At 60.2% G+C, this 19,371-nt stretch carries 15 protein-coding genes, 2 tRNA genes and 1 riboswitch; of the genes, 8 read left to right on the top strand and 9 right to left on the bottom strand.

Annotated elements, in window-relative coordinates; all coding sequences use genetic code 11:
* Positions 1-126 precede the first annotated feature (126 nt).
* The 3 genes from GSF27_RS07640 (at position 127) to GSF27_RS07630 (ending at position 4,975) form a co-directional block, all read left to right on the top strand.
* Positions 127-2,469 carry a TonB-dependent receptor gene (locus GSF27_RS07640; RefSeq protein WP_160967281.1) on the top strand — a complete coding sequence of 781 codons (2,343 nt, stop codon included), beginning with the start codon at positions 127-129 and terminating at the stop codon, positions 2,467-2,469.
* 2 nt (positions 2,470-2,471) lie between these two features.
* Positions 2,472-3,368, top strand: coding sequence for an oxygenase MpaB family protein (locus GSF27_RS07635; RefSeq protein ID WP_160967278.1), 897 nt, complete (start codon positions 2,472-2,474; stop codon positions 3,366-3,368).
* A 257-nt stretch (positions 3,369-3,625) separates the two neighbouring features.
* Positions 3,626-4,975 (top strand): sodium:alanine symporter family protein, encoded by a 1,350-nt coding sequence (locus tag GSF27_RS07630; RefSeq protein ID WP_160967276.1) that lies wholly within the window; start codon positions 3,626-3,628, stop codon positions 4,973-4,975.
* A gap of 938 nt (positions 4,976-5,913) precedes the next feature.
* On the opposite strand, the gene GSF27_RS07625 is transcribed toward GSF27_RS07630, so the two are convergent.
* From GSF27_RS07625 to GSF27_RS07585, 9 genes are all read right to left on the bottom strand, one after another.
* Positions 5,914-5,990, bottom strand: a tRNA-Met gene (locus GSF27_RS07625).
* Positions 5,991-6,118: 128 nt separating this feature from the next.
* Complete coding sequence (gene ychF, locus GSF27_RS07620; protein ID WP_160967274.1) at positions 6,119-7,210, bottom strand: redox-regulated ATPase YchF; 1,092 nt, start codon at positions 7,208-7,210, stop codon at positions 6,119-6,121.
* Positions 7,211-7,356: 146 nt separating this feature from the next.
* Positions 7,357-7,938 carry an aminoacyl-tRNA hydrolase gene (pth, locus tag GSF27_RS07615; protein WP_160967272.1) on the bottom strand — a complete coding sequence of 194 codons (582 nt, stop codon included), beginning with the start codon at positions 7,936-7,938 and terminating at the stop codon, positions 7,357-7,359.
* Between the two features lie 139 nt (positions 7,939-8,077).
* Positions 8,078-8,710: a 50S ribosomal protein L25/general stress protein Ctc gene (locus GSF27_RS07610; RefSeq protein WP_160967270.1), complete on the bottom strand. Its 633-nt coding sequence runs from the start codon at positions 8,708-8,710 to the stop codon at positions 8,078-8,080.
* Positions 8,711-8,862: 152 nt separating this feature from the next.
* Positions 8,863-9,792: a ribose-phosphate pyrophosphokinase gene (locus GSF27_RS07605; RefSeq protein WP_160967603.1), complete on the bottom strand. Its 930-nt coding sequence runs from the start codon at positions 9,790-9,792 to the stop codon at positions 8,863-8,865.
* A gap of 211 nt (positions 9,793-10,003) precedes the next feature.
* Positions 10,004-10,078 (bottom strand) — tRNA-Gln (locus GSF27_RS07600).
* A gap of 8 nt (positions 10,079-10,086) precedes the next feature.
* Positions 10,087-10,929 (bottom strand): 4-(cytidine 5'-diphospho)-2-C-methyl-D-erythritol kinase, encoded by an 843-nt coding sequence (ispE, locus tag GSF27_RS07595; protein WP_160967268.1) that lies wholly within the window; start codon positions 10,927-10,929, stop codon positions 10,087-10,089.
* Between the two features lie 8 nt (positions 10,930-10,937).
* Complete coding sequence (lolB, locus tag GSF27_RS07590; RefSeq protein WP_160967266.1) at positions 10,938-11,588, bottom strand: lipoprotein insertase outer membrane protein LolB; 651 nt, start codon at positions 11,586-11,588, stop codon at positions 10,938-10,940.
* A 58-nt stretch (positions 11,589-11,646) separates the two neighbouring features.
* Positions 11,647-13,413 carry a tetratricopeptide repeat protein gene (locus GSF27_RS07585; RefSeq protein ID WP_160967264.1) on the bottom strand — a complete coding sequence of 589 codons (1,767 nt, stop codon included), beginning with the start codon at positions 13,411-13,413 and terminating at the stop codon, positions 11,647-11,649.
* A gap of 270 nt (positions 13,414-13,683) precedes the next feature.
* Here GSF27_RS07585 and hemA point away from each other — a divergent pair, with 270 nt between their 5' ends.
* The 5 genes from hemA to GSF27_RS07560 all read left to right on the top strand — a co-directional run bounded on the left by hemA (position 13,684) and on the right by GSF27_RS07560 (position 19,236).
* A complete protein-coding gene (gene hemA / locus GSF27_RS07580; RefSeq protein WP_160967262.1) occupies positions 13,684-15,021 on the top strand; it encodes a glutamyl-tRNA reductase in 1,338 nt (445 codons plus the stop codon).
* Between the two features lie 81 nt (positions 15,022-15,102).
* A complete protein-coding gene (prfA, locus tag GSF27_RS07575) occupies positions 15,103-16,185 on the top strand; it encodes a peptide chain release factor 1 (protein ID WP_160967260.1) in 1,083 nt (360 codons plus the stop codon).
* A gap of 3 nt (positions 16,186-16,188) precedes the next feature.
* Positions 16,189-17,064, top strand: coding sequence for a peptide chain release factor N(5)-glutamine methyltransferase (gene prmC / locus GSF27_RS07570; protein ID WP_160967257.1), 876 nt, complete (start codon positions 16,189-16,191; stop codon positions 17,062-17,064).
* Positions 17,054-17,800: a molybdopterin-synthase adenylyltransferase MoeB gene (locus tag GSF27_RS07565; RefSeq protein WP_160967255.1), complete on the top strand. Its 747-nt coding sequence runs from the start codon at positions 17,054-17,056 to the stop codon at positions 17,798-17,800. Before prmC ends, GSF27_RS07565 begins: the two co-directional genes overlap by 11 nt.
* Before the next feature lie 199 nt (positions 17,801-17,999).
* Positions 18,000-18,127, top strand: a riboswitch (guanidine-I (ykkC/yxkD leader).
* A 59-nt stretch (positions 18,128-18,186) separates the two neighbouring features.
* On the top strand, positions 18,187-19,236 hold the full coding sequence (locus GSF27_RS07560; protein ID WP_160967253.1) for a putative urea ABC transporter substrate-binding protein: 1,050 nt from the start codon (positions 18,187-18,189) through the stop codon (positions 19,234-19,236).
* The last annotated feature ends 135 nt before the right edge of the window (positions 19,237-19,371 follow it).

Below are 19,371 nucleotides of genomic sequence, written 5' to 3'. Positions count from 1 at the left end.
GGGTGGTGGTGTGCAGGCAGCTTGCGGGGCCCTGGATCAGGAGGTGGTGATCCTGATCGGGTAAAGGTGGTGCCGGGCTTGCCAGACCTTCTGATAACGATAATGAATCGACGAGAGACATACTCCATGGCGATGAATAACAGTACACCCGGCAATCGAGAGTTTCGTAACCCAACCCTGGCGGCGACTGCCCTCGCGGCAGCGATCATGGCGACCATCCCGTCCGTTGCCTCTGCCCAGAAAACCCTGCAACTGGAAGAGGTGGTGGTAACCGCCCAGCGTCGGGAAGAGAGTATGCAGGAGGTGCCGGTGGCGGTGACGGCTGTCAACGCTGACGAGCTGGCGGCGACCCAGGTGGACAGCATCACCAACATCCAGCAGCTCTCGTCCAGTGTCCGCTTCGACGTGGTCAACAGTGCCGCCAACAGCGCCAACATTGTTATCCGCGGTATCGGTACCGTGGGTAACAGCCGCGCGTTTGAGGGGGCCGTGGGTGTCTTCGTGGACGGTGTCTACCGCACCCGTGCCGGCCAGGCGATGCAGAACTGGCTCGACATGGAGGGGCTGCAGATCCTGCGTGGCCCCCAGGGGACCCTGTTTGGTAAGAACACCTCGGCCGGTGCGCTGATCATCAACAGTACCACGCCTGTCACCGATGAGTTCGGTGTGGATTATGAAGTGGAAGTTGGCAACTACGACAGCCGGCTGGTACGGGGCGCGGTTAATATGCCCCTGGGTGACCGTGCTGCGGTGCGCGTGGCCGGCCTGTGGGGCGAGAAAGACGGTTATATCGAAGACCCCAACGGCGGTGATTACAACGACCGTGCACCCCGTGCCGCCAAGGTGCAGTTTCTGTTTGAACCCACGGACACCTTTTCCGGTCGCCTGATCCTCGATTGGTCTGAAGAGGAAAATAACTGCTGTTACGGTCAGATGGATGCCATTGACGGCCCCACCCAACCGCTGGTTAATGCGTTGATTCAGGCGCGAGGGCTGCAGCTGCCGTCTGACAAACTGGAAGATTATGAGCAGGTGTTGAGCGGCCCCACCGATCAGGCCATTGAAGACAAGGGCGCGGTGCTGCACCTGACCTGGGAGCTGGACGATGGCCTGGTGCTGAAGTCCATTACCGGTGTACGTGACTGGAAAATTTCCCAGAAAGATATGGATGCGGATTTCTCCGGTGCCAATATTCTCTCTATTACCGAGTCGCTGCAGACCAAGATGTTCTCCCAGGAGTTTACCCTCAATGGTGACCTGCCTGCCTTTGGTCCCTTCGAAGGCGGTGACTATGTGGTAGGCCTCTACTACGCCGATGAGGATATCGACGCGCACCACGAACTCTGGTGGGGTGATCAGGCCCAGTTCTACTTTGATACCCTGTTCTTCCAGCTGTCCGGGTATCCGCCAGGCACAGTGGACGCCACCACCGGTCAGTGGAGTGATGTGGATATGCCGGCGGACAGCGTCTCCCAGGCCATCTTTACCCACTGGAACCTGGACTTCACCGATCGCTTTGGTTTGACCGCGGGTCTGCGTTACTCCAGCGACGAAAAGAACGGCGCCATGCAACGCAACTACTTTACCCCGGCACCCAACGCTGTGTTCCGTGCACTCCTTGCGCAACCCGGCCCCGAGTTTGACGACGACTTCAAAGACGAGGCAATCACCGGAACCCTCTCGGCCCGCTACCATTTCACCGACCAGATCATGGGTTACGCCACCTACAGTCGTGGCTACAAATCCGGTGGTGTAAACATCGACAACAGTGGCGCCGGTACCAACCTCAACAACCCGGATGAATTCCCCGGTGCGGTCCCTGAATCCCCCGTCTACGACTCGGAGTATGTGGATGGTTACGAGCTGGGTCTGAAGACCGAGTACTGGGACAGTCGCGCCCGTACCAACCTGGCGGTGTTCTACAATGACATTACCGACCTGCAGCTGGCCCAGTTCCAGGGTACCCGCTTCAGTGTGGATAACGCTCCGGAGGCGACTGTCTACGGTCTGGAACTGGAGAGCCAGTTCCTGCTGAGTGAAGTCTTTACCCTCATGTTTGACGTGACTCACCTGGCGGAAGCACGCTTTGGTGATGATCCGGAGATGGGCATCCTGGCGGATCGCGAATTCGCGGTAGCGCCGGAAATTGCCGCCAACCTGGCGCTGGGCTTTGACCAGCCCCTGGGTGGCAGTGGCCTGAGCCTGTTTGGTCGTGTGGGTGTGGTCTACAACTCGGAGATCTACTCCAATACCTCCAACAACCAGAAGGTGGACGCGGAAAGCGAATACGCGGCTAACATCGGCGTGCGTTCCGACGCCGGTACCTGGTCTGTCATGGCCTGGTGCCAGAACTGCACCGACAATCGCTACGCCAAGGTGCACTTCGACTCGCCGCTGCAATCCGGGGACTACAATGCCTATGTATCCGAACCACGGACTTACGGTGTAACCCTGCGAGGCCATTTCTGATAATGGAAGAGGCAACCCATCAGGATCAGGCTGCCGGGTCAGGCAGTCACCCGGGGAAGGGGGGAGAGCGATTCGACTTCCTCAACCCCCGGGGTGAGGAAGCCCTGCTTCCCGCTGACTCGGTCACCTGGCGAGTGTTCAAGAACCCGGTAGCCATGTTTGTCGGCGGTATCACCGCCGTCATTCTGGAACTGGCCGAGCCGAGGGTGTGTGACGGCGTCTGGAACAACACAGCCTTTCGCACCGACCCTCTGGGTCGGTTGCGCCGTACAGGGCTCGCGGCCATGGTCACGGTGTATGGGCCCCATACCAAAGCCGAAGCCATGATTGCCGGTATCTACCGCATGCACGACCGGATCGCCGGAGTAACGTCTGGAGGTCAGGCCTACCGGGCCAACGATGTGGAACTGCTGAACTGGGTGCAGGTCACGGCCAGTTATGGGTTCCTGGAGGCCTACTGCCAGTTGGTAGCGCCGCTGCCACTGGAGCAGAAAGACGCGCTCTATCGCGAGGGATCGATTGCCGCAAAACTTTATGGCGCTGTTACTGCGCCGGACTCGGTCGCGTCCCAGGAAGCCTTCTTTGCTTCCATGCGCCCGCTGTTACAGCCTACCGAGGTAATCGAAGAGTTTCTGGAACTGATGTTAAGCACCCCGGTCTTTCCGTGGTTTTTGCGGCCTTACCAGCACCTGCTGGTGAAAGCCGCCGTTGGCGTTTTGCCGCAGGAATTGCAGCAATCTCTACAGCTCGGGGCTCGCTGGCAGCTAAAGGGCTGGCAGCGGGGCCTGATCCGCTGGACCGGCCGTATTTCCGATCGGCTGGTGATCAAGGCAAGTCCTGCGGTGCAGGCCTGTCGGCGTTTGGGGTTGCCGGATAACTATCTCTATAAGGTGCAGTAAGCATCCTCTATACAGCACCCTCACTGATAACCTGCCGCTGAGGGAGGCTGCCTATACAGAATGGCAGTCGCTCTCCAGCTGGCCACACTCCCCACGCGATGCCCATCGGCGTCCCCCACATTTGTACGGCGATCCTGTTAGCAGGTGAATCCTGTCAATAAAATTCCCTTAACGTTTTCCGTAATCTGCCTGTAACTGCTATGGTTGGGACACTCTGGTCAAATTTTGGGTTGTCTGCAGGCATTGGGGGCTTGGCTATGGAAATGTTGAACAGTTTTGTGGGAACCGTGAACGGCATCGTCTGGGGGCCGGCGATGTTGGTGCTTATTCTGGGTGTCGGCCTGTTTCTCATGATCGGTCTGAAGTTGATGCCGATCCTGAAACTGGGAACCGGTTTCAAATTGCTCTACGCGGGCAGAACCGGAACCGGCAAGGACAGCGATGGTGAAATTTCCCCGTTCCAGGCGTTGATGACGGCTATGTCGGCAACGGTGGGTACCGGGAATATCGCCGGCGTGGCTACCGCGGTATTTCTGGGAGGTCCCGGCGCACTCTTCTGGATGTGGTGCACGGCCCTGGTAGGGATGGCCACCAAATACGCCGAAGCTGTGCTGGCAGTGAACTACCGCGAGGTGGATGAAAACGGCAACCACGTCGGCGGTCCCATGTACTACATCAAGAACGGTCTGGGCTCCAAATGGGCGTGGCTGGGAACCCTGTTTGCCATCTTTGGGGCATTTGCCGCCTTTGGTATCGGTAACACGGTGCAGGCCAACTCGGTCGCGGATGTGCTGCAGGCCAACTTCGGCGTGAACAAATGGGTCACCGGCGCCGCCATAGCGATATTAGTGGGCGCTGTACTGATTGGTGGCATCAAGCGTATTGGTCATGTCGCCGGTGCCCTGGTGCCGTTTATGGTGGTGGCTTACTTGCTGGCCGGTCTGGTCTCCCTGGCGCTCAACGTGGATGCCATCCCCCATGCATTGGGGCTGGTCTTTACTCACGCCTTTTCACCTGTCGCTGCTCAAGGGGGCTTTGCCGGGGCGGCGGTGTGGGCGGCCATTCGTTTTGGTGTGGCTCGCGGTGTCTTCTCCAACGAAGCCGGTCTCGGTTCTGCGCCTATCGCGCACGCCGCTGCGCAAACCAAAGATCCGGTGCGCCAAGGGCTGGTGGCCATGCTGGGCACCTTTATCGATACCATCATTGTCTGCAGTATCACCGGTCTGGTCATTATCAGCACCGGGCTGTGGTCATCCGGTGAGTCCGGCGCTGCACTTACCTCGGCCGCCTTTGTGCACTCGCTCCCCGGGATTGGTCATTATGTGGTGAGCTTTGCTCTGGCCATCTTTGCGTTTACTACCATCATTGGCTGGTCGTTCTACGGTGAACGCTGTGTGGAGTTCCTGTTTGGTATCAAAGCCATCCTGCCTTATCGCGCGCTGTGGATTATCGCCATACCGATTGGTGCGGCCAGCCAGCTGGATTTTATCTGGCTGGTGGCAGATACCCTCAATGCCATGATGGCACTGCCCAACCTGATTGCGCTGGTGTTGTTGAGTCCGGTGGTGTTTGGTTTGACGAAGAAGTATTTTGCTGGCGATAAGTGATTGGACTATTTGGGCGGCCGTGCTGTAACCGGGCGCGGCCTGATCACGCTGCTGGCGGTGATTTGTAAACCGCGGGCGGTTCGGCGCTTAGCCTCATAGCCCATGTCTCAAACAAAAAGGTTCACCTCTCGGGGTGGGCCTTTTTTTGTGGGGCGCGGGGTCTGGACAGAGTAAATACGAAAGCTGGGGGCGGGTGGTGCAGGGCACCGGTGGTGGCCAACCCTGTCCCGTCATTGCGAGGCGTGCTTTCAGTGCCGAAGCAATCCATGTTTTGCACGTTGTAGAGTGCTTTGCGGTGGACTTGGATCGCCACGCTGCGCTCGCGATGACGGACTTTTTACTTGGACTATAGAGCGATGCTCCTGATCGGAGTGAATGCTAAATGCCGGGGGACGGAGTAGAACGTCGGTGGTGGCCAACCGGCCCCCTTCATTGCGAGGCGCGTTTTTCAGTGCCGAAGCAATCCATGTTTTGCACGTTGTAGAGTGCTTTGCGGTGGACTTGGATCGCCGCGCTGCGCTCGCGATGACGTTGGGGCTATAGAGCGATGCTCCGGATCGGAGTGAATGTTAAATGCTGAGGGGCGGAGTAGAACGCCGGTGGCGCCCAACCAGCCCCCGTCATTGCGAGGCGCGTTTTTCAGTGCCGAAGCAATCCATGTTTTGCACGTTATAGAGTGCTTTGCGGTGGACTTGGATCGCCGCGCTGCGCTCGCGATGACGTTTGGGGGGGATGGAGTGATGCTCCGGGGCGGAGTGAATGTTAAAAGCCTTGTTGGCTTTTAACACCCCTGCGGGGCTGCGCCGCTGGAAGGCGCGGCTTGTTCAAATCGCTGGTCGCGATTTGTGAACCGGGGGCGGTTCTGCGTGGCACCGCTAGCTACCATCCCCAAACAAAAAAGGCCCACCCCTGCGGGGTGAGCCTTTTTCGCTTGAAGATGGTAGCTAGGGGCGGACTTGAACCGCCGACCCCAGCATTATGAGTGCTGTGCTCTAACCAGCTGAGCTACCTAGCCATCGTTTCGAGGGGCGCTATTCTCTGAGACTGGCGTCTCCTTGTCAAGCGCTTAAGTCGTTGTTTTGGGGCGCTTTTGGGAAAATCTTCGCCCTTCCCGCCGGCTGGCGGGGAAGGGCGTGTGGCGGCTTATACGTTGAAGCGGAAGTGGATGACGTCGCCGTCCTTAACCACGTACTCCTTACCTTCCAGGCGCCATTTACCGGCGTCCTTGGCGCCCTGCTCGCCGTTGCAGGCGATAAAGTCGTCGTAGCCGATCACTTCGGCGCGGATAAAGCCCTTTTCGAAGTCGGTGTGGATCTTGCCCGCGGCCTGGGGGGCGGTGGCGCCTACAGGGATGGTCCAGGCGCGTACCTCTTTGACACCGGCGGTGAAGTAGGTGTGCAGGCCCAGCAGCTCGTAGCCGCCGCGGATAACACGGTTGAGGCCCGGCTCGTCCATGCCGAGGTCTTCCAGGAACTCGGCTTTTTCGTCGTCGTCCAGCTCGGCGATCTCGGCTTCCAGCTTGTTGCAGATGGGGATGACCACGGCGTTTTCGTTGGCGGCGATACCACGCACCACTTCCAGGTGCGGGTTGTCCTCGAAGCCGTCCTCCGCCACGTTGGCGATGTACATGGTGGGCTTGAGGGTCAGCAGGTTGAGGTCGCGCAGCAGTTTCAGTTCGTCGGCGTCGAGGCCGAAGCTGCGCAGGGGCTGGGCTTCGTTCAGGTGCGGCAGGATCTTCTCCAGCAGCGCCTTCATCTTGATGGCGTCCTTGTCCTGGCCCTTGGCCAGCTTGGTGTAGCGCTGCAGGGACTTTTCACAGCTCTCCAGGTCTGCCAGCGCCAGCTCGGTGTTGATCACCTCGATGTCGGCAGCCGGGTCGATGGCGCCTTCAACGTGAATCACGTTCTCGTCGTCGAAGCAGCGCACCACGTGGGCGATGGCGTCGGTCTCGCGGATGTTGGCGAGGAATTTGTTGCCCAGGCCTTCACCTTTGGAGGCACCGGCTACCAGGCCGGCGATGTCGACGAATTCCATGGTGGTGGGGATGACGCGCTCGGGTTTGACGATGTCGGCCAGGTTGTTCTGGCGCGGGTCGGGTACGGCAACGGTGCCTTCGTTGGGCTCGATGGTGCAGAAGGGGAAGTTTTCTGCCGCGATGCCGTTTTGGGTCAAGGCGTTGAAGAGTGTGGATTTGCCGACGTTTGGCAGGCCGACGATGCCGCAATTAAAGCCCATGCTGGATTCTCTTGATACGTACCACAGATACTGGAGGGCCGCGCCGGTACGGTTCAGGCGCAGGCGTGGCGGCCCGGGAAAGGGCGCCATTTTACATGAGAGGTGGGGCAGATACGAGCGCGCCGGCGGTGACCGGCGATGGGGGCTCAGGCGCTGTGGAGCTCTTTCATGGCGTTGTTCCAGGCACCGTCCACCAATTGCGGCAGCACTTTAGTGGCGGCGTAGATGGCGTCTTCGGTGAGGCAGAATTCGTCCGCCGGGGCCTTTTTCAGCACATAGCCGGATACCAGCTTGGCGTTGCCGGGGTGGCCGATGCCGATGCGCAGGCGGGCAAAGCCGTTGTCGTTACCCAGGGCGCGAATGATGTCCCGCAGGCCGTTGTGGCCGCCGTGGCCACCGCCGATCTTCAGTTTGGCAACGCCGGGCAGCATATCCAGCTCGTCGTGGGCCACCAGGATGGCTGCGGGGGGAATCTTGTAGAAGTTGGCCAGTGCGCCGACGGACTGGCCGCTGCGGTTCATAAAGGTGGTGGGGATCAGCAGGCGGACCGGTTTGCCATTGATGCTGGCGACGCCGGCCTCGCCAAAAAACTTTTTGTCGCTGCTCAGGCTGACGCCGTACTGGCGGGCGACTTCGCGGACAAAATCCTCGCCGGCGTTGTGGCGGGTGTGCTGGTATTCACTGCCGGGATTGCCGAGGCCGACAATCATCTGAATCGGGGTATCCATGCGCTGGTGGTTCTGTGGCTGGTGGTTGGAGAGCGGGCATCTTATCACAGTGCCGGGGTGGTGTTGGGGCCAAAAAAAACGGCCGGGGAGCAATGCTCGCCGGCCGTTTTTCGCCTCGGGGGCTGAGAGAGGGGGAAGATTACTCTTCGCCGCCTTCCTCGCCTTCGGCTGCTTCTTCAGTAGCCACGCCCTTGGGCTTGTTGATGCTGCATACCGCACCATCGTGGTCAGCACCGTGGGACAGCTCTACTGAAGTCACGCCCTTAGGCAGCTTCAGGTCAGAGATGTGTACGGTCTGACCAACTTCAACGTCGGCCAGGTCCACTTCGATGAACTCGGGCAGGTTGGCAGCCAGACAGCTGATTTCCAGTTCGGTCATGGTGTGAACAACGATACCGCCGCCCAGCTTAACGCCTTTGCTGGTCTCTTCGTTGATGAAGTGGAGAGGTACCTTGACCTTAACTTCTTTGGTCTTGGAGACGCGCAGGAAGTCAGCGTGCAGGATCAGCGGCTTGGCCGGGTGACGCTGCAGGTCTTTCAGCAGGACGCTCTCGGTCTTGCCATCAACGTTGATGGTGATGACGTGAGAGTAGAACGCTTCGTTTTCCAGCTGCTTGGACAGGTCCTTGTGGGCTACCTGGATGTTCAGCGGGGCTGCGGTGCCACCGTAGATAATGCCAGGAGTCTGACCTTCCAGACGACGCAGGCGGCGGCTCGCACCTTTCCCCGCATCCTCACGGATGGTGGCATTCAATACAAAATCTTCAGACATGAGTCTTTCCTCAAAAATAAACTGCCAGGGTTCCGCGACCAGAAACTCCGACAGGTAGTAAAAACACCGAAGCCTGCACTCTATCCAGCGAACCCGGAGGCTCGTGAATCAGGCAGGCTTCAGCGGTTTACCCGAGACCCTGTTGCCGCTTGTCAGCGGAACATGGCGCTCAGGGATTCTTCATTGCTGATGCGACGTACGGCTTCAGCCAGCATCATCGACAGCGTAAGGGTGCGGATTCTACCACAATTCCTGGCTTCGTCACTCAGCGGGATGGAGTCTGTCACCACCAGCTCGTCCAGCTCGGAGCCGTTGAGATTCTGCATCGCCTTGCCGGACAGTACCGGGTGGGTACAGTAGGCCACCACTTTCTTGGCGCCGAAGCCTTTCAGTGCCTTGGCAGCGCCACAGAGGGTGCCGGCGGTGTCCACCATGTCGTCGACCAGCACGCAGGTGCGACCTTCCACGTCACCGATGAGGTTCATCACTTCTGCCACGTTGGCTTTGGGGCGGCGTTTGTCGATGATCGCCAGTTCCACGTTCAGCAGCTTGGCCAGTGCCCGGGCGCGAACCACACCGCCGATGTCGGGGGATACCACGATCAGGTCTTCGTACTTCTGCTGGTTGATGTCGTCCAGCAGGACCGGTGAGCCGTAGACGTTGTCCACGGGCACATCAAAGAAGCCCTGGATCTGCTCGGCGTGCAGGTCAACGGTCAGTACGCGGTCCACACCGGCGCCAACCATCATGTCGGCAACCAGCTTGGCGGTAATCGGTACGCGGGCGGAACGCACGCGGCGATCCTGGCGGGCGTAGCCGAAGTAGGGCACCACGGCGGTAATGCGGCCGGCGGAGGCGCGACGCAGGGCGTCCACCATGATCACCAGCTCCATGAGGTTGTCGTTGGTCGGCGCGCAGGTGGATTGCACCACGAAGACATCGCGACCGCGCACGTTCTCGTTCAGCTCGATGGTGATTTCGCCATCCGAAAACTTGCCAACGGTTGCGTCGCCCATGGGAATACCCAGGCGTTCAACAATCTGGTGGGCCAGTTCGGGGTTGGCGTTGCCGGTAAAGACCATTAAGTCTGCCACGTGCGGTACCCTTTCTGCTTGATTACTGTGTTCGCGTAAGAGATTAGCAGCCGCTGTCACATTCGCCCAATGACTTGGGCCGGCGGGTGCTGAATACAAAAACAGCCGACCTTTTCAGGTCAGCTGCTTTATTAGTATATAGCCGTTGAAACTTGTGTTTCGGCTGTAAGCCAAGTTCAGGGAACTGCAGCTTTAAATATGGCTGGGGTGGAAGGATTCGAACCTTCGCATGACGGGATCAAAACCCGCTGCCTTACCGCTTGGCTACACCCCAGTAGCAAATCACAAACCGAGTAACCGGTGTGCGGGTGAGTGGTTTACTCCCCTGGCAACAAACCCCTGCAAATCTGCCGGCGCTTTGGCCAAAACGGCTTCTGCTTCCTGTTGTTGCCCGAACGCTGCGAAAACGCTGGCGCCCGTTCCGGTCATCGTGGCAGGAGCGTATTGCTCCAGCCAGAGCAGTGCTTTATCTACCTCGCGGTAGAGTTTTCGCACCAGTGGTTGGCAGTCGTTGACGCCACCCTGCTCAAGAAAGGCCGCTACTGTAATGTCGGAATGGTCTCTTGTCAAATCTTTGTGGGAAAAAATTTGGGCCGTCGACACGTGGCAATCAGGCGTCAATACAACGAACCATTTTTCAGCCATATCAATAGGTTGCAGCACTTCACCGACACCTTCCGCCCAGGCGGTTCGGCCTCTGACAAAGACCGGTACATCGGCTCCCAACTGCCGGCCCAGCTCCGCCAGCTCATCCATCCCCAGAGGCAGTTGCCAGAGTTGTCGCAGGGCCAGCAGGGTGGTGGCGGCATCGCTGCTGCCACCGCCGATGCCGCCGCCCATAGGCAGGTGTTTGTCGAGGCGAATGTCCGCGCCCAGCGTGCAGTTGCAATGGCGTTGCAGCAGGCGGGCGGCCCGCACGATCAGGTTCTCCTCCGCCGGCACGCCGCTGAGTTCAGATTGCAGGGTGACAACATCATCCTGGCGCAGGTCAAAGTGCAGCTGGTCGCCAAAGTCCAGCAGCTGAAACAGGGTCTGCAGGGTGTGGTAGCCGTCATCACGACGACCGGTGATGTGCAGGAACAGGTTGAGTTTTGCCGGCGCCGGCAGGGAGAGGGAGGTAACCATGGGCAGGCTCAGTAAAAGTCCCAGTTCTTGATAATAAAGGTGAGGCGTATGTCGTCGCGTTGGGCAACCACCCGGCCAGGCAGGGGCCAGCCCTCTACCGGCTGGTAGCGGCTGTACTGCAGCGTCCAGCCGGACTGTTGCAGCTGGGCGATGGTGCCGTCGTCGTTGCGCTGCAGGGCTGCCTCATTGGCCAGCGGTGCCGGCAGTGCGCGGATCCAGTAGTGGAGCTCACTGACCGGCAGCCACCATCCCAGGTTGTCCAGCATCAGCTGCTCCGGGGTCCGGGCAGTGATCTTGCCGTCGCTGTTTTCCAGCTCGACGCCATTGTCGTTACCCCGTATCCAGGTGGTGCCCTGTCCCAGTGGTCCGCTGAGGTGGATGGCGTAATCGCGCTGCTGTTGTTGCCAGTTGACGTAGACACTGCCGGAGTGGTCGGGCACCCGCAGGCCCAGTTTGCCCTGCAGTTGCCAGTGGTCGATAGAGATCAGTAGCTGCTGGTACTGCTGCCACTGTTCGACAATGGCCGGCGGCGTGGGAATGTCACGGCTGCTATCCGGCTGCAGGGGCTGGCGGGCGCAGCCGGCCAGCAGGGTCAGGGCCAGCAGGCAGAGGCAGCCGCTGGCGCGAAGTATGTGGTGGCGATAGGCACGGGTGGTCATGGCGGGGCTCTTGATTTCGGAGAGGCTCTTGATTCCGGAAAGGCTCTGGCGCCGGGGATTAAGGTGCACTGCCCTGCAGGCGCTCTATGGTCCGCAAGATAACCGGACTGCCCGGTTGCAGTTCAAGCCCCTGCTGCCAGATCAGCGTTGCCTCTTCCTGCTGGCCGGTGGCCCAGAGTACTTCACCCAGGTGGGCGGCTACTTCCGGGTCGGGCATGGCGCGCAGGGCTTCCCGCAGCCTCAGCAGGGCCTCGTCGTAGTTGCCCAATCGGTAGTGGACCCAGCCCAGGCTGTCGAGAATGGCTGGTTCATCGGGCTGCAGCTGCAGAGCCCGTTCAATCAGTATTAATGCCTCTTCATAGCGGTCGGTGCGGTCGGCCAGGGTATAGCCGAGGGCGTTGAGGGCGGTGGCATTGTCAGGGTCCTCAGCCAGTATGGCCCGCAGGTCCGCCTCCAGCTTGTCGATACGGCCCGTGCGTTCGTAGATCATGGCGCGGCTGTAGCGCATCTGTACGCTGTCGGGGATGGCTTGCAGGCCGCTGGAGAGTATCTTTTCGGCGTCGTCATAGAACTCGAACTGGCGCAGTACTTCGGCTTCCAGCAGATAGAAACGCTCGGCGTCTGCGGGGAACTTCTCACGTGCGGATTGCAGCCGTTGATGGGCCAGGTCGCGCTGGTCGGCACGCACCAGTATCTCGGTGGTGCGCAACATGGCGGGCATAAAATCCGGGCCGGGGCTCACCTGCAGGTAGTGGCTCAGGGCCAGTTCCCACTGGCTGCGTTTCTCGGCGATGCGGCCCAGGTAATACTGGGCGGAGGAGGCGCGGGAGGGAAACTCCAGCAGCCGCTGGAAGTGGGTTTCGGCCTGCTCCAGGTCGCCGCGCTCGTTGCACACCAGTGCCAGGGAGAAGAGCAGTTCCGGGTCATCCGGCGACTGCGCCAGCAGCAATTCAAACTGGGATTGGGCGGCTTCCAGGTCGGTGCTGGCCAGCAGGCGCGCGTAATGCAGGCGCAGGCGGGGATTGTCCGGATGGCGGTTCACCATCTCGGCCAGCTCCTTCAGGGCTTCGGCCGGGCGTCCCATCTGTCCCAGCAGGCGGGCTTCCAGTATGGCCGCGGCGATCAGTTCCGGCTCCTGCTTAAGGGCCTGGCGTGACAGGTCCAACGCTTCGTCCAGCTGCTCCTGTTGCTGCAGCAGGAGCGCCAGCCCCACTTTCATTTCGGCGTTATCCGGCTGGTCGCGTACCAGCATGCGGTAGCGGGTGGTCAGCTGCTGGCGCTGCTCTTCAGATCCGTCGGCGGCGGCTGCAGCAATGGAGTGGAACAGGCTGTCGCTGCTGTGGTTATCGAGTTTGAGGCTGTAGTCCAGGGCATCCACCAGCTGGCCACTCTGGATCAGCTCGGTGGCGACGATGAAAATGGCTTCCTGGTTGTCCGGCTCCAGTTCGGTCCACAGCAGCCCGGTATTGAGGGCGGCCTGGCGGGCATTGAGGTAGCGGGCGATGCGGGTGGCGCGGGCGGCAATGCCCGGGTCGCGGGTCTTGTGGGCCTCCTGCACGTAATTGCCCAGGGCGATATCGTAGCGCTCGGCACTGCCGGCGAACTCGGCCACCAGCAGGGCGTAGAAGGTCTCGGCCTCAAAGGCCTTGTAGGGCAGTTCGTCGACCGGCTCCGGCGGGGCGACAGTGGCCTGTTCCGGTGCGGGCTGGTTGGCCTGTTGTTGGCTGGTGCCGGCGCAACCGGCCAGCAGACTGCCAGCCAGCAGACTGATAGCCAGGCAGAGAAGTGTCGGGCGAAGGGGCAGTCTTGGATGCAGGGCGCTCAAGGGGTGCTCTTATGGTCAGCTTTGGTGTTGGCAAGGGCTGTTCAGTTGCCGCAGTGAATGGCAGCCAACCCTTGGGACAACCTTACCTGCGATTGGTTGCCTGACTCAAGTGATTCCGGCGGCAGGCGGGTGCCGGGCGGCGGTTGCAACCGATTCCTGCGGTCGGGCATTTGTGCCGCAATTTTGGCATAATGGCCGCCGCTCCCGAGCCGCTCTTGCCAGCGGGGGAGCGTGAACCCACAATCCGCCTTTTCATACGCAACACCTTATATGACCCTGCTGGCCCTTGGCATCAACCACAATACCGCTGCACTGGATGTGCGAGAGCGGGTCGCTTTCGCTCCTGAACAGATGCAGGACGCGTTGGCGCAGCTGTGTGAGCAGCCGGGGGTAGAGGAGTCAGCCATCCTCTCAACCTGCAACCGCACCGAGCTCTATGTGCAGCTGGATGGCAGTGCGGACGAGGGCACGCAGCAGCTGTTGCACTGGCTGGCTACCTACCACAAGTTGCAGCCAGAGGATCTGGCCAGCTGCCACTACTGTCACGACGGCGCTACCGCCATTGGGCACATGATGTCCGTGGCTGCAGGGCTGGATTCGCTGGTGCTGGGTGAACCGCAGATCCTGGGGCAGATGAAGTCGGCCTACTCAGTTGCCTGTGATGCCGGCAGTGTGGGCCGATTCCTGCACAATGCCTTTCACCAGATCTTTGCCATCGCCAAGCGTGTGCGTACCGAAACCGCCATTGGTGAAAACCCGGTGTCGGTGGCCTATGCCGCGGTGAGCCTGGCGCAACAGATTTTTGCCGACCTGCGCCGCGAGACCGCCCTCCTGGTGGGTGCCGGCGAGACCATCGAGCTGGTGGCCCAGCACCTGTCGCAGCAGGGGGTCGGCAAGCTGATCGTCGCCAACCGTACCCTGGAGCGGGCGAGTCAGCTGGCGGAGCGCTTTGCCGCCGAGGCGATCCTGCTGGCGGATATTCCGGAGCACCTGCACCGGGCGGATGTGGTGATTACCTCTACCGCATCGCAGCTGCCGTTGCTGGGTAAGGGGGCGGTTGAGTCGGCGCTGAAAAAACGCCGCCACAAGCCCATGTTTATGGTGGACATTGCCGTGCCTCGGGATATTGAGCCCGAGGTCGGTGATCTCTCCGATGTCTATCTCTACAGTGTCGATGACCTGCGCGAGGTGATCGACGAAAACCGTCGCACCCGCGAAGAGGCCGCCGGCAAGGCCCGCACGATTATTGCGGAAGGTATTGAGCAGTTTCAGGCGGACCTGCGGGCGCTGGATTCCGTGGCCACCATTCGTGCTTACCGCCAGAAGGCCGAAGCGTTGCGGGACCAGGAACTGAAAAAAGCCCTGCGGGCGCTGGAATCCGGTGTTGAGCCGGAGAAAGTACTGGGCCAGCTGGCCCGGGGGCTCACCAACAAACTGCTGCACGCACCGACCTCCCGCATCAAGCAGGCGGGTGCCCGTGGCGACAGCCACATCATCGATATTTCCCACGAGCTGTTTGACCTGCCCCAGTCCGACACCAGAGAGCCGGCTGTACCGGGTGCGGAAACACCTGCAGCGGACAGCGACATCAAGCCCGGCGACTTGTAGCTACCCCGGCCATTACCCGTCCGCTGTGCCTGCTCGCATGGCAACCGTCATCAGCATCATAAGAATTAAACGAGAACACCTATGAAAGCCTCTATCCTGGAAAAGCTGGAACACCTGCACGACCGCTACGGCGAAGTGGCGGCGCTGCTCAGTGACGCCGACACCATCGCCAACCAGAACCGCTTCCGCGACCTCTCCAAAGAGTACGCCGAGCTGGAGCCGGTGGTGAAAGGCTTTGTTGCCTATCGCAAGGTGCTGGGGGATATCGAAGAGGCCCGCGGCCTGCTCAAGGATGGTGACGAAGACATGCGCGAGATGGCGCAGGAGGAGCTGAAGGAGAGCGAGGCCCTGCAGGAGACGCTGGAGCTGGAGTTGCAGCGACTGCTGCTGCCGAAAGACCCCAACGATGAGAAAAACGTCTTCCTCGAAATTCGCGCCGGTACCGGTGGCGATGAAGCGGCTATCTTTGCCGGCGACCTGTTCCGTATGTACAGCCGCTACGCCGAGAAACAGCGCTGGAAGATCGAGGTGCTGAGCGAGAGCGAAGGCGAACACGGTGGCTATAAAGAGATTATCACCCGGGTGGTGGGGCAGGGGGTCTACTCACAGCTGAAATTTGAATCCGGTGCCCATCGCGTGCAGCGGGTCCCGGAGACAGAATCCCAGGGTCGCATCCACACCTCCGCCTGTACCGTGGCGGTAATGCCGGAGGCGGACGAGTTGGAAGAGGTCAACATCAACAAGGCCGATATCCGCGTTGATACCTTTCGCGCCAGCGGCGCCGGCGGCCAGCACGTCAACAAAACCGACTCCGCGATCCGCATCACCCACATTCCTACCGGTATTGTGGTGGAGTGCCAGGATGAGCGTTCGCAGCACAAGAACCGCGCCCGCGCCATGTCGCTGCTGGTGTCGAAACTGAAAAGTTCGCAGGAAGAGGCCGCCGCCAAAAACATCGCCGATGAACGCCGCAACCTGGTGGGCAGTGGCGACCGCTCCGAGCGTATCCGCACCTACAATTATCCCCAGGGGCGGGTGACAGATCATCGTATCAACCTCACCCTTTATAAGCTCGACGAGGTGATGGAAGGCGCGCTGCAGGAGGTGATCCAGCCGCTGGTGAATGAGTATCAGGCGGATCAGCTGGCGGCACTGGCAGAGTAAGTGATGGCTACTCCGGATTCCGCGCCCACCATTAAACAGTTACTGCGCCATGCGCAGGCGACCATCGACAGCGACTCGCCGCGACTGGATGCCGAAGTGCTGCTGGCGCATGTGCTGCAGAAAGACCGCACGTATCTGTTTACCTGGCCCGAGAAAACACTCACGGAAGAACAGGCTGAACAGTTCCAGGCGTTATTGCAGCAGCGCCAGCAGGGATTGCCGGTGGCGCACCTGATCGGACAGAGGGAGTTCTGGGGCTTGCCGCTGGCGGTGGACAACAGCACCCTGATCCCCCGTCCCGATACTGAAACGCTGGTGGAGGTGGCCCTGCAGCTGCCGCTGCCGGACAACACCCGGGCGCTGGACCTGGGCACGGGCACCGGTGCCATCGCCCTGGCCCTGGCCAGTGAAAAACCGTCCTGGACCCTGCTGGGGGTGGATCGCTCACCCGAGGCTGTGGCGCTGGCGCAACACAATGCCGCGGCGCTGGGGTTGGGCAATGCCACTCTCCGCCAGAGCGACTGGTTCAGCGCGGTCACCGGGCAGAATTTCGATTTAATCGTCAGCAATCCACCTTATATAGATGAGGACGACCCGCACCTGGCTGAGGGCGATGTGCGGTTTGAGCCGCAGACAGCACTTGTGGCCGCCAATCACGGGCTCGCCGACCTGGAGCTGATTGTCGGTTGTGCACCGGATTTCCTCGGCGCTGGGGGGTGGCTGTTGCTGGAGCATGGCTACCAGCAGGGTGGTGCCGTGAGGGAGTTGTTGCGGGCGCGCGGTTTTGAACAGGTGGCAACCCATCGCGACCTGGGTGATCAGGAGCGGGTCAGCCTCGGATGCTGGCCCGGTAGCGGGGAGAAAAGCGATGAACGATGAACAGCTGCTGCGCTACAGTCGTCAGATCCTGTTGCCGCAATGGGATATCGCCGGTCAGGAAGCGCTGATCAAGGCCTCGGTTCTGCTGGTGGGGGCTGGTGGCCTGGGTTGCCCCGCGGCCATGTACCTGGCCGCCGCCGGTGTTGGTCGCCTGATTATTGCCGACGACGATCAGGTGGATCTCTCCAACCTGCAGCGCCAGATCGCCCATACAGAGGCGGATATTGGTGTGGCCAAGGTGGAATCGTTGCGGCAGACCCTGCTGTCCCTGAATTCCCACACCGAAGTAATCGCCTTGCCGGAGCGCCTGCAAGGGGAAACGCTGGCCGCGCGGGTCGGGGAGGTGGATTTGGTGGTGGATTGCAGCGATAACTTCACCACCCGCCACCAGCTCAACCGCGCCTGTGTGGCGGCGGGCAAACCGCTGGTCTCCGGTGCCGCCATCCGTTTTGAAGGGCAGGTGGCGGTGTTTGACCCGCGCGTGCCCGATGCCCCCTGTTATCGCTGCCTCTACAGCAACGACAACGATGAGGCCCTGAGCTGCTCCGAGAATGGTGTGCTCTCGCCGGTGGTGGGTGTGGTTGGTGCCATGCAGGCACTCGAGGCCCTCAAGGTGTTGAGCGGTGTTGGTGAGCCCCTGCTGGGCAAGCTGCTGGTGTTTGATGGCCTGCGCAGCGAATGGAGGCGGTTGTCACTGCCGAAAGATCCCGGCTGTCCGGTGTGTGGTACGAATTAGTTTGTGCATTGATTTGGTGCGACCGGCGTCAGGGTGGTTGGCGATGGTGCGCCGTCCTTGTGCCCGTCGCAGGATTTCGGCATTATCCTCCGCTGTAATCACGCACAAACGCTGATTGCAGCCAATTTTGGCGGCTGGCACGCCAATTGCTGTATGAAAAAGTGTCCGTACCCTTGTCATACAGGACAGCACAATTTGGTAAATAGAGTGCTAGGGTTCCGGTCAGGTATCAGAAAGATTATCAGCCTGACGACTGGTCCGAGAGCATTCGACCTCCCCTTTCAGTGAAAGGTATGGGTTACACGGCGGGATAAAAGCCCGGGAGACTTGCTTGGCGTGTATGCCAAGGGTACTCCGTGTAATGCAGAAACAACTGAGAGGCTCCAATGAAAAGAATCGCTTCACTCGCGCTCGCACTGTCGCTTTCCTCACTGTCGCAAATTTCCCACGCTGCTGACTCCTTTAAAGTTTGCTGGTCAATCTACGTTGGCTGGATGCCCTGGGCCTATGGCGCCGAGCAGGGCATTGTCAAAAAATGGGGTGAGAAGTACGGCATCGATATCGATGTGGTACAGATTAACGACTACGTCGAGTCCATCAACCAGTACAGCGCCGGCGAGTTCGACGCCTGCACCATGACCAACATGGATGCGCTGACCATTCCCGCTGCAGGTGGTGTGGACAGCACCGCGCTGGTGGTGGGTGACTTCTCCAACGGCAACGACGGCGTCGTGCTGAAAGGCAAGAAATCCCTCGCTGACATCAAGGGCCAGAACGTTAACCTGGTGGAGCTGAGTGTTTCCCACTACCTGCTGGCTCGTGGCCTGGAGACTGTCGGCCTGAGCGAGAAAGACGTTACTGTGGTGAACACCTCTGATGCCGATATGGTTGCGGTCTACGGCACCAAAGATGTGACCTCCGTGGTGACCTGGAACCCGTTGCTGAGCGAAATCGAATCCATGCCCAACAGCAACAAGGTTTTCGACTCCTCACAAATCCCCGGCGAAATCATCGACCTGCTGGTGATCAATACCGAAACCCTCAAGGCCAATCCCAAACTGGGCAAGGCACTGGTAGGCGCCTGGTATGAAATCATGGGCCTGATGAGCGGCACTGATGCTGCCGCCACCAAAGCCAAAACCGCTATGGCCGTAGCTTCCGGCACCGACCTGGCCGGTTACGAAGCCCAGCTGGCCAGTACCAAAATGTTCTACACCGCGGCCGATGCCCTGGCTCTGACCAACAGCAAGGAGTTGGTGGAGACCATGAAGAATGTTGCCAGCTTCTCCTTCGACCATGGCCTGCTGGGCGAAGGCGCTCCTGATGCCGGCTTTATCGGTATCGAGATGCCAGCCGGCACCTTCGGCGACAGCGGTAACATCATGTTCCGTTTCGATCCTACCTACATGCAGATGGCTGCCGACGGCAAGCTGTAATTGCACGAGGGCAGCACGGCACCCGCGGGTGCCGTGACTGCTCACCCTGATTCAATCCATGCGAATTAATGTCAGTGTTGTGAGGCACTGAGTAACAGGCTTCAGCCTGGAGCCTGACCGTGACGGAGCGAGAGC

The organism is Pseudomaricurvus sp. HS19 (assembly GCF_009857815.1).
Lineage (GTDB): Bacteria > Pseudomonadota > Gammaproteobacteria > Pseudomonadales > Cellvibrionaceae > Pseudomaricurvus.
Note: the sequence above shows the minus strand (reverse complement) of the source record. Positions and strands in the feature narration are given on the sequence as shown.